Annotated in this window: 7 protein-coding genes; all 7 read right to left on the bottom strand. The window is 38.0% G+C overall.

Annotated features, from left to right (window positions below; translation table 11 throughout):
• Positions 1–208: 208 nt before the first annotated feature.
• A complete protein-coding gene (locus BN358_RS07715) occupies positions 209–703 on the bottom strand; it encodes a GNAT family N-acetyltransferase (protein ID WP_019228652.1) in 495 nt (164 codons plus the stop codon).
• A gap of 9 nt (positions 704–712) precedes the next feature.
• A complete protein-coding gene (arsM, locus tag BN358_RS07720; RefSeq protein WP_019228653.1) occupies positions 713–1,528 on the bottom strand; it encodes an arsenite methyltransferase in 816 nt (271 codons plus the stop codon).
• 43 nt (positions 1,529–1,571) lie between these two features.
• Entirely contained in the window at positions 1,572–2,009 is a 438-nt protein-coding gene (locus BN358_RS07725; RefSeq protein WP_019228654.1) for a MarR family winged helix-turn-helix transcriptional regulator, read from the bottom strand.
• Positions 2,010–2,268: 259 nt separating this feature from the next.
• A complete protein-coding gene (locus BN358_RS07730; RefSeq protein ID WP_019228655.1) occupies positions 2,269–11,391 on the bottom strand; it encodes an S-layer homology domain-containing protein in 9,123 nt (3,040 codons plus the stop codon).
• Positions 11,388–11,726 (bottom strand): hypothetical protein, encoded by a 339-nt coding sequence (locus BN358_RS07735; RefSeq protein WP_019228656.1) that lies wholly within the window; start codon positions 11,724–11,726, stop codon positions 11,388–11,390. The genes BN358_RS07730 and BN358_RS07735 overlap by 4 nt, the downstream gene beginning before the upstream one ends.
• Positions 11,727–11,854: 128 nt before the next feature.
• Positions 11,855–13,774 carry a sensor histidine kinase gene (locus BN358_RS07740; RefSeq protein ID WP_019228657.1) on the bottom strand — a complete coding sequence of 640 codons (1,920 nt, stop codon included), beginning with the start codon at positions 13,772–13,774 and terminating at the stop codon, positions 11,855–11,857.
• A 2-nt stretch (positions 13,775–13,776) separates the two neighbouring features.
• The gene (locus BN358_RS07745) at positions 13,777–14,499 is read right to left on the bottom strand and encodes a LytTR family DNA-binding domain-containing protein (protein ID WP_019228658.1); all 723 of its coding nucleotides are present in this window, start codon (positions 14,497–14,499) and stop codon (positions 13,777–13,779) included.
• Positions 14,500–14,783: the final 284 nt, after the last annotated feature.

Consider the following 14,783-nt stretch of genomic DNA (forward strand, 5'->3'; position numbering starts at 1 on the left):
CCGTACACTACGGGTTCTATTTTATACTCATATATAATACTCAATTTACCGATAACAACAGGGGTTCCTTCTGCTCCAGCATTCATTCCGGCAATATTCTTCAAAATCCGAATTATCATCGCCTGGCATCAATACAATGATAAAAATTAAAAGCATGCCTAGTGTGAAGATTAACATGTTAATACACCTCCTGTTCTTGCTTTATATATTAGCCGACGACCTTGCTTCTTCGTTCGACTAATACTACATCATGCCATTTTCCATTATCCATTTTACCGAGTCTTTCTCTATAGCCTATTTCTCTGAAACCACATTTCCTATGTAGATTCAAGCTGGATGTATTCTCTTTAATAATTCCCGATTGCAGGGTCCAAAATCCGTTTTCTTCTGAGAGTTCAATTAATTTTTCCAGAAGCGCTGTACCAACTTTTTGACCTCTATACTGATTATGGATATAGATGCTTAATTCTGCAACTCCAGCATAAACACACCGACTAGATACAGGTGATAAAGCTGCCCAACCCAAGATGATATCACCAGTTCTGGCTACCAGACGACAGGATTCATAATGTCCTTTATCCCATTCTTCCCAGCTCGGCGCCTCATTTTGAAACGTAGCTATTTTGGTCACAATTCCTTCTGTATAAATTTTTGCAACCTGTGACCAGTCAGATTCTTTCATCGCTTCAACTTTATAATCCATATTTTCCCCCTATTTATATGCTTTAACATGTGCACCTGCAAAGGCTCCATCTAATGCTTCTTCATCAATTTTAGAGTAATCTTTGCCTAGGTTTTTAGATACCGCAATATCTTTGATAACATCCTTAGTATATATATTTACAGGGTTAATCTCAATCTCTTTGAAACCAACCTTTTTCAGAATCTTTTCGTATTCATCCACAGTTAACGCACCTGAAATACAACCTACCCACATCTGAACATTTTGCCTTACTTCATCCGGAACATCTTTCAATTGAACTATATCCGCTATAGCAAGCCTGCCGCCCTTTTTCAGCACACGGTATGCCTCTCCCAAGGCATCTTCCTTGCTTTCGCTCAAATTAATCACGCAATTTGAAGTAACAACATCAACTGTTTCATCCTGAAGTGGAATATCCTCTATATATCCTTTGATGAATTCAACATTTTTTGCACCGCTTTTTTTCTTGTTCAGATTTGCCAATTCCAGCATTTCATCAGTCATATCAAGGCCATAGACTTTCCCTGTTTCACCTACATATTTTGATGAGATCAGGACATCGATACCTCCGCCGCTGCCTAAGTCAAGAACAGTCTCACCCGGATGCAAATTTGCAAGTACAAGTGGATTGGCACACCCTAAAGATGCATTAATTGCTTCAACAGGTATCCCTGCTGTAAAATCTTCAGAATACAAAAAAGATTCTTTTGCTATATCGCCACAGCATGATGTTTTACATCCACAGGATGCTTTTGCATTTTCGCTTACCTTTTTTGCAATACCACCATAATATGTTTTAATTTCATCCTTAATACTTTTTTCCATAATACTTACCCCCTGTTAAATTTCTTTAAATCGGAATCACTTATCAACAATTATTACTTTCAACAGCTTCTTTAAGAAGTTGTAAACTCTCAATCACCTGGCTCCTTTTGTTTTCCGGAATTGAATTGAAGATGCATTTATAATATTCATCCATGCTTTCTTCAATATTTCTGAATACACTGCTGCCTTTTTCAGTTAATTGAATAATTACATAACGCCTGTTTTCCATATCTACATCTCGGATAACCAGGTTCGATTCAACTAGATTATTGATAGTTCGGCTCATTGTACTTTTATCCAGACCCAACATGCTTGCCAGGTCAACTAATGAAATTTTTCCTTTTCGTCCGATTTCAACAATGGCATGGCACTGCGCCAGGCTAACCTCACAGCATGAGGCATCGTTTTTTTCCAGAACGCCTAAATCTCTGACGAGAATTCGAATTAACTCACGCAAGACTTCACTTCCTTGATTTGCCATTTCATCACCTCAGAATCATGATAACATACAACTGTTGTATATTGCAACTGTTATTTTTATTCTTATGTTATTTATTTTTAAGTCAAAGATTAGCATTCAAAGTTCATAATCAGTTCATATATAGCATAATTCAATTCCTTATTTCGATGCATCTTCATCAAAATCAAATATTAAATTACTTAAAAAACCAATTGAGCAAGCTAAAAGTCCACACCATTTATAGTGCAGACTTTTAACTTGTTGGATTTAGATTAATTTTCTATTTTAGAAGATTGTAAAGTATTTGAGCGGCCTGAGCCCTGGTTGTGAGTCCTGACGGATAAAGTCTGTTCTCATAGCCTGATATGGTACTTCCTTCAACAAATTGACTCATGGCATCTAAAGCATAATCAGCAATATCATTTGTATCCACGAAGTCGCTAATACTTTTTCCTTCCATGCTTTCCGGAAGCTTGCCAAGCGTAAGAAGTATACGATATAAAATCACAGTCATATCCTGTCTTGTTATGAGATTCTCAGGAGCAAACATGTTGTTTCCAACACCTGATACAAGTCCCATACGTCTTGCTGTTCTCAAATATCTTGAATAGTATTTATCTCCGGCGTCATCAAAATTGTCGCTTGTATCATCATCAATTGTCAGTCCGTATGCATTCATCACCATAATGAGAAAGTCTGCTCGTTTAATGTTATCTTCAGGTGCAAACATTCCATTACCCACACCATTGATAATACCTTTACCTGCCAGAAACTCTATTGCCTCATAATACCAGTCACCATCAGATACATCATTAAAAGTACCTGTTACGATTCCAGGCTCTGCCGGTATGACTATATCATCAGCATTTGAGGACCTTTTCAAAATAATTATTGATGTGTTGTTTGAATCCATGTAATATCCGTTTGCATCAAACAGCCTTGCCATAACATTATATGTGCCGGTTTGGTTTATAGTGAACTCGTTTGTGTTTCCATTATTCCATGCAAACTCTTCTGACCATACTCCATCCTTCATAAACTGCCATTTAACAGGTATGAAATCAACCAGATTTTCAGCGGTTACCGTAATTTTGGCTGAGCTGTAATTTCTCTCAGGTGTGGTTAAAATTACGTTGCTGCTCTTTTGAGAATTTGTAACATTAATGCTATAAGCATCAGAAACTGTTCCCAATTCTTTATTGACAGCCATAACCTTCAGATTTAATGTATTGTTCAGAGCAAGCTTAGGCTGGTATGTTGCTGTTCCTGTGCCTGTGGCTAGCAGCCTGTTATCCATTGCATTTCTTATTTCAACCGTGTGATTGCCGTTTTTAGCAATTGCAATAACTACTGTATTGTCCAGGTTGACTGCATTTAATGAATAATCAGTGACTGAGCTGTCAAAATTCATTGCAATTCCGTTTAACTTGATACTTGCCATTGCAGGAACCATATTGTTAGGATCCGCAGTGAAGTATTCGGCAACTACTCTTGTACCCAGCTTAGTAAATACTATGTCTTTTGTTATGCTTTCTTCTCCGCATAATTCTAAAAGCTCATCATCTTTCACAGCAAGATACTTAGTTTCGATTATATTGCCCTTAACGTCCATCAGATACGCTACTACATTTCCGTTTACGGATTGAGTCATTGCCAAATTTTTTACTTTTATTCGTGCTTTAGAATTAACAGCATCATTTTCCTGCTCTATTGTTACCAGGAACTGATTTCCATTGTTAGCTTCCATTGGATTTGGAATCAGTATTGATTTATAGTTGTTGGCAGGATTGTATTCTATAATCTCTTCATACTTGCCCGCAACGTCTTCTTCCACCCAAACTTTAGCGTACAGTCTAACCCCGCCGCTTGGAATGCCTCCATAAGGAACAGTGTAGGTGAATCGCTTGGTGAGCGCTCCCTCATCTAAAAGCTCTAAATCACTTCCTGTTATTTCTTCAACTCCCACTATTGATTCGTCTAAGAATTCAGGAGATGTGTACAAACCAGTATAAATTTTTCGATTACTGCTGTTTTCAAGGTTTATGTCGCTTAAGTTGTTCAATGTAAGCTGAACTACTCGTCTGCCCTGCTGGTCACTTACAAGTTCAACCTTTGCAATTCCAGTGTCTGGAATATCCAAATTCAACAACCCTGATTTTTCCTTTAAATCACCGTCAGAAAAACTTGCTGTCAAGGTGTAATTTAAATCATGAATACCTGTAGTTTCATCCGGAACATCATAGTCAACTGTCAAGACGGTGCTTTCATTAGGCAGCAGATTTAAATTATCGAATGTCTTAACTGTATTGTCAGGCTTTAATGATATGTTTATTGAGTCAACCGGCGATATACCCATATTTGTTGCTGTAAATTTTAAAGGAAGACTGAAGTTATTTTTTATTTCTTTATAATTGATGTATATGTCATCAACCTCTATGTTGTTTTCATACATTGCCGATGCATATTTCATGGAGCTTATGGAGTCTACGGTATATATTCCGTTTCCCTGATCTTCAAGCTGACCGTTATATGAACTGCAAAGCATTACCGCATTAACTGAGTTATCATAATTGGAATATGCATCCAAATGGTCTATAAGCGTATAATAGTCCATTGTTGCAACATCAAGAGCTGCAGTAAGATAAATCCTGCCGCTTGAGCTTGTCATGAATTTTACTGCCTTTATGCAATCATTTTCTGCACTGTCGTTTAATTCATCATTGTATTCCAAGGTAGGCTCAACCCAAATGATTGACAAATCATCAAGACTTAAGTTTTCTCCTTTTACAAATCTGAAAGTATCTGTGATGTTTACCGCTGAATTTACGTTTATGCTGCTTATGGAGTCAATAAAACCGTTGTATATGCTTCCTGAATTGTCAATTGCCGCAAGTTTTATGTCAGAAACTCCTTGCTGTGTAACACTGTACCATCCTATAACAAACTTTTCACCTTCTGCTCCAAAATCAACTGTTATAACCTGAGGATTTTGGTCTGAAGAATCATCATTGGTCAGACGGATGTCTGTTATTACTTTGTTGTCGCTTCCTATTAGAGCACAAACTGTTTCAAATCCATAAGCAGGATTTATGTTATCGGTTCCATACTCCAATGTATATGTAACTGCTGTTGTTCCATCATCCAGCATTGCAGCTGAAAGGCCCTTGACATTGCCTGATGAATTATTGTAGAGAGTGTAGACTTCATCACTCCACCTGCCGTTTTCATATACCTTGTACATTATGGAATCATTGACATCATCATAGGATAGCCCACTGACTGTTGAGCTGCTGCCTGCCAGACTTCTCCATGCTACAACTGCTCTTCCTCCGTTTGCTGCAACAACAGGGGACATATCAGATACCATGTTGTCAGTTAAAGCTGTGGTATGCCAGCTGCTTCCGTCATAGATGCTTGCCATGATTTCTGAAGAACTAATCATTGCTTTTATATCTTCATTTGAAGCTGAACCATCGCTGACTATTTTTACACCTTGTTTTTCCCAGGCTGCTGCTGCAAAATCTTCTGTTCCGTCAATTTTTATATTGCCGTCTGCATATACATCCTCAGGCAATGGCTGCGGCAAAGCTCCTCTGTCTTCATATCCCGATGCTCCCTTGATTGCCCAGCTTGCTCTTGTTTCATTTAAATCGGTTGAACCATTGTCAGACATGTAGGCCATGATATATCCGTCTCTTGTGGTTACAGGATTTGCATAAGGATATGAATTAGATTGAATATCCGTTACGCTGGTCATGCTGAGCGCTCTTCTTAGGGATGAACTTCCCCAGCTTCTGTCGTACAATTCCAGATAATCTCTGTCTTCAAGAGTTAAGCCCTCTTTAACGGTCCTGATACTTGTGGTCAGTCCATACAATCTCATTTGATTGGTCATTTTAAATCCAAGTATTTCTGCAGTTTGTTTGTCTTTCCATTCTTCAATTAATTCAGGATTTCCTTCGGTCCAGAAATTTTGGGTGTATTCATAGGATGCTAAAACCGCCTCATATGAAATAAACAAAAATTTAGCTACAAACTTAATTCCTACCTGACCGCTTAATCCAAGCTCTATCCCATACAGCTGTCCGTAGCCGTAAGGCGGAGGGCTTAAATATGATCTGTTAACAAACTCAAGGTCGTAATCCAGATTTATTTTGCCAAATATACCTATCTTAACTGCCACTACAGAATAATCAAAACCGAAGCCTCCAAATGCGCTTAGATACATTTTGATTCTAAGTGCTGTAAAGAAGTCATTGACATCAGCCGCATTGACATTTGCAGGAACATTGCCGTATGGCTTAACAGCACGGAATTCAAGGTTTTCTATAGCGCCTATTCCGAATTCGGCAGTTACCGGAACCGGCCCGACCATGGTGTTCATTTGGAAGGAAGCACCGAATAATGCGTCAAGGTCAAAGCCTCCTCCTACAACTACCATTATCCACTTTCCTGCTATGAAGTCATAACGAACTTCTACCTCAAAATATCCTTTAAAGTTCACACCGTAATCTATGCCGCCTATTACTGCCTTTTCCACATTTTGGGCTATATCCTTGTCAAGGTCATCGGAGCTTTTAAACATTAGATCCATCACTTGAGCGGCATCAGGAACATAATTAAGACTGCTTTCTACTCCTCCGACTTCAACAGTTACATCGCTGTCGTCAGTGCTTCCCATTTTCTGCTGCATTGTTATGAGACCTTTGAATATGGTAGGGTCTTCTGTTGCAATTATTTTCAGGTTCATAAATGGTCCGCCAAGTGTTGATCCGGACATCAGATCCAAGGCTAAACCTATAACGCTGTCACCATTATTTACCATGGAACCGTCAAATTCCAGGTCTCCTGATTTATCTAAATCCTCGACTGCCTTTTTTACTCCTTTTGATTCATCATCAGCTGAAGGTGCTCCATACATGTTAGTCAGTGAAAATTTGCACTCAAGAGTTTTCAGTAAATTTACTTGGTCACTGAGATTCAGGAAAACATCTTTTGTTTCGCCTATATTAAGGTTCAATGAATCCTTGCTCATAGTGGTTATATTTTTAGTATATGCTAAAGATGCAAAGGGATATAAATAAGTCTTATTTTTTTGACCTTCTATGCTTTTTCCGTATTCATCCACAATCTTTATGTCGTAACCGTCTTTCTTCTCATGTCCCCACCATGCCACTGTTGTTTCTAAATCCGGTGAAGGATAAAGATTACTTGGACCAACCAGGCCCTTATAGTTTGTTACATCAATCAAGCGTCCGCCCGGCAGATTGTAGTTGATTTCCTGAGAAACAACAAATGGCTTGTTTTCGTCATTTTCGGAAACTTCTTTTAAATTAACTACACTTTCACCAAATTTAACAGTATCCGCAATACTTATATTCCCGTTCACCTTTATGAGCTGAGGATAATAATTGTCGTTAAATATAACCTCATAGATGAATTCCAGCTTATCAGAAGCGAATAGCTTTTCACTGTTATTTTCAGTCCAGAACTTAGTTGAGTCGAAGTTCAACGTGAATCTGCCATCAGCTCCGATAGTCAGATTTTTTCCGGATTTTTCCATTGTTTCCGAACAAATTTCCCCGTTTTTATAAACTGCACCCCTGTATGTTACATTGCCTGAATATGGGTTGCCTTGGGAATCTTTAAAAAACAATTCAACCTTTGCGGCAGGTCTTAGCTCAAATATATTAACAGGGTACAGATCATATTTTCCTGGATCTCCTTCGGAAGATATGAGCTTATCAAGGTACAATGTTCCCAGATAAAGATTGAATTCATTGCCTGATCTTAAGGAGATGTTGCTGTTAATGCCTGATTCTTCATAGATGGCTATTTGACCTTCATTGTTTGTCTTGAGCTTTACAGCTGCTCCGTTTCCGTTTATGTAATCGAGCTCTGTTTCCTGCTTAGGATAGAAATTGAATATATACAACTTATTCTTCAATGTAGTTACATTAACTTTAAGAGTATCCTGCATTCCCGTTGCGGCATGAGTTGCAGTAATTATTGCAGTTCCGTCTTGTTTTCCGGCAAGCATGAATTCCGTTGAAGGTCTGTAGCTTGTATAATCAAATTTTTCTATATTTTCATACACAGTTCCCTGTTTGTAATTAACAGATGCAACGTTTGAATCGTCTGACTTCCACTTAATATGATCTGTAATATTCCCCCAGGGATATTCGCTGTAATTAATACCTATAAATTTTTTAAGGCTTATATCCCTGTTTAATGCAAGTATGCCTTCGCTGCCTGAATTTTGGTATAAATCTGAAATATAAGAGTTATTATCCATAGTTACAGACTGAACATCCTTATTGTCTGACATGATTTTCAATGAATCCTTATCATAGACATGAAGAATGAAGGAATCAGTGGACCATCCGCTGTCCTGGGTGTTTTTCGCCTTTATTGTCACAGTATAAATATCTTTTAAAGTTCCATCTGCTACAGGAGAAATATTCAATTTGTAGCTTCCGGTACTATTAGTGCTTGTGCTGTCAGTATATATTTCTGTTCCGTTTTTAATAACCTTAAATTCAAAGTTTCCTCCCATAAACTCAGAAAGCATCCAGTCTATATCAAGGCTTGCTGCTTCGTCAGTTATATAGTAGCTGTCAAGAGGTGACAGTTTCGCCTTTGCAGGCTGAGGATATACAATTATGTATCCAATTGCACTCAATATTTCAGCAGTGTTATCCGGATTTACAGCGCTTACCCTCACTGTATATGCAGGAGATGAATCGATTGAAATCTTTGAAAGCATATTGGCAGGAATCATTAGCCTGTTTGTATCAGTTGCTGTTGAACTATATATAAGCTTGTCTGCTGCAACGGATTCATTAGTCAGGTAATAGTCATCAAATATTTCAACTGTAAATTCTGCAGAGACGCCTTCTGTTCGATTGATAAGATTTTGACTCCATAATATATTTACCTGTTCATTTTTTCTGGTGTAAAAAGCATTGTTGCCTAAAGGAAATACAATAGCCGGAGGTCCCCCGTCTGCTACTGTAAATTCAGGGGTTTCTGCAGTAATAGGTTCAGAAAATCCTCCATTAAGGGCAAGTGCTCTGAATTTTACAACTCCCGGACTTACAGCCGTAATTACGCCTGTTAATGCATCTATGGTCGCAACGCTGTCATTGCTGCTTTCCCAGGTAAAATCCTTGAACGTTGCATTTAGAGGATTTATACTTGCTTTTAGCTGAGCTGATGTTTCAGATGTCAAATAAATCCTGTTGTTTTCAGGATAGCTGCTTGTATCTAACACTAATTCGCTAATTAATACTACAGGAGCAACAGTTGCTGTAATTGACTTGCCTATTACGGGATTTCCTCCGGTAAAATGTGCAGGCACAGTTTCAGTTGCTGCAACGAATGTTCCATTCGTGTAAAGCTCTATCTTTATATTGTTCGAAGCAATACCTGCATAAGCTTTGTCAGGAATGTACGCTGTGTAATAGGAACCTTCCAATAAGCCCTCTCCTCCCATTACAAGAGGATATGTAATGTTATTTGCTTTGATAAATACTGAATTTAATTGCTCTCCAACATAATCATTATCTAGCCATTGTGACAAGTTAGTATCTACATTTAATTTAACTTCAATTGTATCTGCAGGCGAATATTGCTTGTCAACAGGCTCGTTCGTCAGCACTATGTCTTTAAAAGCCAGCAGCGGGTCGCTTCGCATGGTTACGCCTTCAACAATGGTTTTGTTGCCGCTTGATGGCCATGTTGCAGTATAATTGTTTTTCATGTCGGCTATATAATTGACTGAATCCACATACAAACTGTTGTTAGGAAGATTCGGCACTGTATATAGGAAAGTTGCATATTTTGAAAAAGTTGTTATGCTGATATTTAAACTGTTATACTCCAAAGAGCTAATTCTATTTCCGTCAATGTTAATCTCAACATTTGAAGCATTTACAGGCTCAGAAAATTCAACAACCACAGGTATCTTTTGCCCTGAATAATAATCTCCGGCATTGGCTGTAATTGATTTAACCGTAGGAGCCTTTTTATCGATTATAGAGACCCGGACCTGAGGTATAGAATACGTTATTGATTGACCGGAAGGATAAGGGATGTTAAATGTAGGATTTGAAAAAACAAAATATTCCGGCCACTCACTGGTATTAACTCTGATAACCGAACCGATGGGATTTATCGAATTAGAAGATAAGACCCTGATGCTCGAAGGAGAGGTAGTTGCACACACTTCACTTCTGCTGTTTAAAACCTGTGGGGTGAAATTTAATAAATACTCAGTGCTGCCCGTCGTATTAAGTCTGATACTGTTTAATAAGTACTCAAATGAAGCGTTTGTATTGTCATCACTCCAGCCAATATCCTCTAATGTGCGATTTACATTAGTTCTGTAAGCATTGTAATGCGCCGGTATGGTATATGTTGCAAGGTCAAACGGTCGGTCAAATATACCGGTATTATCATTAACATATTCCCAGTTATAGAGTTTACGAACAAATATAGTCATATCTTTGCAGTTTGTATTTCCTTCAAATAAAATATTTACAGGATCATACACCTGAACTGACAAAAACTTATCTCCATTCCACCTTTTATCGGAAGTTGATGGGTCATTTGTTGTGTTGAATATTTTTATTTCCCTGGTAACCACAGAAGTTCCCGCAGGTATAGTAACAGCTTCATTTATTCCTGAGTAATTTAATCCATCCTTAGCAGAACCATCAAGGGTTCTTACTTTAAAGGAAACATCATAGTCAAGAGTTAAAGGCTGAGAATTTTCATCCAACAGTTCAAATGTTATGGTAACAGGAAAATAAGCACTTGAAATACTGCTTAAGCCTGTAGAGCTTAAAGAAGCTTTTATCCTTGCATTGTGATTTATATCTATGTATGGTTCTGCCCCCAAGCTGCTTGCTTGAAGCATGATACCTTCGTCCTGTACTTGTAGTAGAAACCTTTCCAATGATGATACATGTTCCTCAGTCAGGGGCACAGCACCAGTAAAATATTCCTTTTTAATTCTGGCCAACTCTTCTTCGATTTCAATCATTACTTTCAAGTCTGACAATGTGAGTTCTGTGCCATCCACGCTTATAACTCTGCTTAAATCAGAATCTGCTTCATAAAGCAATTGTTTTACCTGTTCTAAGGTCATGGGGGTACCGTCAACCATGATGCTTTCACTGACATTGAGATTGCCTTCTTCATCTAACAATCCCATATTTGAAAGCTCATTAACAATATCATCTTCTGTTAAGCCTTCTCCATACAAATTCTTGAGTTTTTCCAAAATTGTATGGTTTTCCTGCACAGTGTTGTTTATGGTATCTGAAGTCAAAGCAAATGCCGGAGTTGCCATTTGCAAAACCATCATGACCACCAAGATGATGCTTATAATCTTTTTCATACATTCCTCCTCCATTTTAGGCAGTAAGGGATTATGCTCCTTACCACTGCAATATATTTGTTTTCGCCCACTTGGGCATATCCGGCAATCCATTCAAACGGTTTTTTATAGCTTCCTCTAGGAAATATGGGAACCTCTTTTCCGGTGTTTGTACGAAGTGCATCATAAGAACCAATAGGATGCGTGAAATTCCTGACTTCTCCTATAATTACAAAGTCGCTACCCGGATACATCTCCCTCATTTGTTTTGCATTCAGGTATGGAATTTTGCTCTTACTCCATTTTTCAGTGAAAAGCCGTGTCTGATTTGTTTGCGGATAAAGATAGTAAACCATTTCAACCACCCTATCTAACTATAGCATAAAAATTGATGGCAGCACGGAGATGGCGAAATTGACCTTTTTTTCGCCGAAATTGGCATAAAAATACCCTGCTAAGCGTAGCAGCGTATTTTTATGTAAGTCTAATCTTCCTCTATATCACAGGGATTGGGGAATGCGGCCATCAGGGTAAAAACTTTCCCGTCGTGATTCGTTTTGACGAATCCTCCGCAGTTTTCCATAACGTTTTTTATGTTCTTCATACCAATTCCGTGGAATTCTCCATTTTTGGTTGATATATAGCTGCCGTCTTTTACTTTCAAGCAGCCGTTATAGGAATTTTCTATTTTCATAAGCATTTGACCGTTTATTGTTCTTGCTTCCATAGATATGAAACGTGTTTTCGAATTGTCCAGATTTCCGCATGCTTCAATTGCATTTTCCAATGCATTGCCCAGAACGACGCAAAGACTGGTATCACTCATAGAAAGTTTTTTTTGGATGCTGCAGGCACAGTGAAATACAATGCCATCTTTTTTTGCCTTTAAGTAGTAATATCCCAAAATAGAATTTGCAACGATATTTTCACAAAATATAGGAAGCTGGTCCGTTTCGGTTGTTTCAGCATATTCATTTAAAAATTGTTTTAATTTATCATATTGTCCCTCATCAGAAAGTCTCTTGGTCACGCTGATAAAATGGCGGAGGTCGTGCTTGATACCGCGTATTTCATTCATCTGCTCACTTAAGTTATCGTAATATTGCTTCTGTATGACAATCTGATTCTTTGCCTGTGCAAGCATGGAGGATGATACTGCTAAATCGTTGTACACGTCTGAGTTGTGCAAGGCGCTGGCCAAGATTACAATCATAAGGTATGCCGAAAGCAAAATCAGCAATGCCAGTGACATGTTGATGTAAATATTGCCGTTGATATAATAAGAGTCAATGATCAGTCCGGAAATAGCGAGTATGATACCCCAGAAAGTCAGCATGCTGTACTTTTTCAGTTGATCTCGGCTCAAGTAAATTTTGAAAAATGAATATATCTCCAAAGCAAAGCTGGATACAGGCAGCAGAATTGTAAGATGCCGATTGTATATCCCTTTGGGAATGAAAAGAAAAGCAAAGTATATGGCTGAATAATAAATTAGAAAACCATACTTTTCATTATGGGAATAGGAAACTCCAAACTGCTCCTGCACCAAAAAAATCAACAGCAATTTAAATGCAAAGGTGACAAAAAACATCAACTCGTTAGTAGATTCATAAGAGAGATTAAAAAACACTTTGCTCTGCCAAAAGCTGTAAAACTCCGTAGTCAGCATAATGCGCAGAAGCACAAAAAAACCCATTGCTGGAAGCCAGTTAGAACGTGTATTTCTTTGAAATGACATAATATGTAGTACGATTATGGCCAACAATGAAAACAGCACGGTTCCGAACAAAATAAACCGAATACTTGCCCTATTACTGTTATCTTGTATGGCACGTTCGTAATCCTTTAAAACAGGTGCCATGTACAATCCGGAAAACTTCGTGCTCGATGCTTCAATCACCACCTCATGCTCTTTTTCCGCTGACAGGGTTACAGGGTAAAGTTTTGCATGAGGAGCGGTGAATATGTCACTTTCTGCAGTCAGCTCGCCATCGATAAATATCCTATATGCACTGCCGAAATCTGGGATGTAGACAGTAACAGGTTGCGTATATTCAACCCCTTGCAGTATTATTCGATAGCTTGCGAACCCGCTTGCCGGCAGCCAATTTCCATCTATTTTGTACTTAGACCAATAATCCGGTACATTTATTAGAAAATCAGGCTTGTCATCATAATGCAGTTCAGTGACAATCATTCGTTCCCAATAAAACTCCCACTTTCCGTCCAGAATAATTGCCTGAGCAGGAGAAATATGATTTACATCAATGTTTCCGTCTACTGCTGTGGGAGCACCGGTCAGGCTATGATAAAACAGAGTATAAACAACTGGCAGATGTGTAAACAAAATCACTAATATAAACCCTAAAATCAGATATGTTTTTGAGTGCTTCGATTCCTTCATTATTATTGTCCTTTGCCCATATGAGAAAATAAGTACGCATAATATTGATTTTTTGCATTCTTCAGATACTTTTTAGAGATGCTGATAACAACCTGTCCTACACGAAAGTGAGCTTCACCCATTTCTGTGATATAAGAAGTATTTACAATAAAGCTCTGGTGACAGCGGATGAAGAAATTTTCCGGCAATTCTTTTGTAAGGTTGTCCAGCTTGCCGTAGCACTGCAATGTGCTTCCATCTGACAGATGGTACAGTATAAGTTTGTCCCTGCTTTCTATAAAAAGAATATAGCGGAAGTCTACACTGTACATAGTTGATTTGTAGCTGAAACGTATCTTATAGCTGTGTTCCCTTCTGATTTCTTCGATTGCACGATCCAGTACGCTGTACAACTTTTCCCTATCAAACGGCTTTAGAATATAGTTGAAAGCAAACACCTCATACGCCTGAGAATAATGCTCCTTGCTCGATGAAACGAAAATGATTTTTATATCCTTTCTTTCCCTGCATATTTTCTGTGCTGTCTTTATTCCGTTGATTCCCGGCATATAAATGTCCAGAAAAAGGATGTCCACGAATTGTTTGGAATCCAATAATTCATCTATCAGCGTTTCTCCTTTTGTATAAGTAGCGATTTCAAAAGAATTGTCGTAAATATAAAGAGCAGCTGACAACAGCTCAATGTCCTCTGCCATGTCATCGCATATTACAATTTTAATTGGCATAAAGCACCTCCCTACTACTTAACTATAACTTCTAATATGAATTTTATTCTATTATACACTATTTTACATTATTTTACAAAAACAATATAAACTTTCAGCGATGAGGAATGATTTTTTTAACCTATCCACATTAATATACATAATCTACATTTTATCATGCAATTTTCAAGGTGTTATGAACAAGCGATCAAAAATCTGTACAAGTGGTTAGACTATACCAAGATTTATAATATAAAAAAGTTGCTTACTCCATTTAGAGCAAACAACTTTTATTGGCATATTCA

The organism is Sedimentibacter sp. B4 (assembly GCF_000309315.1).
In the GTDB taxonomy this organism is placed as follows: Bacteria; Bacillota; Clostridia; order Tissierellales; family Sedimentibacteraceae; genus Sedimentibacter; species Sedimentibacter saalensis.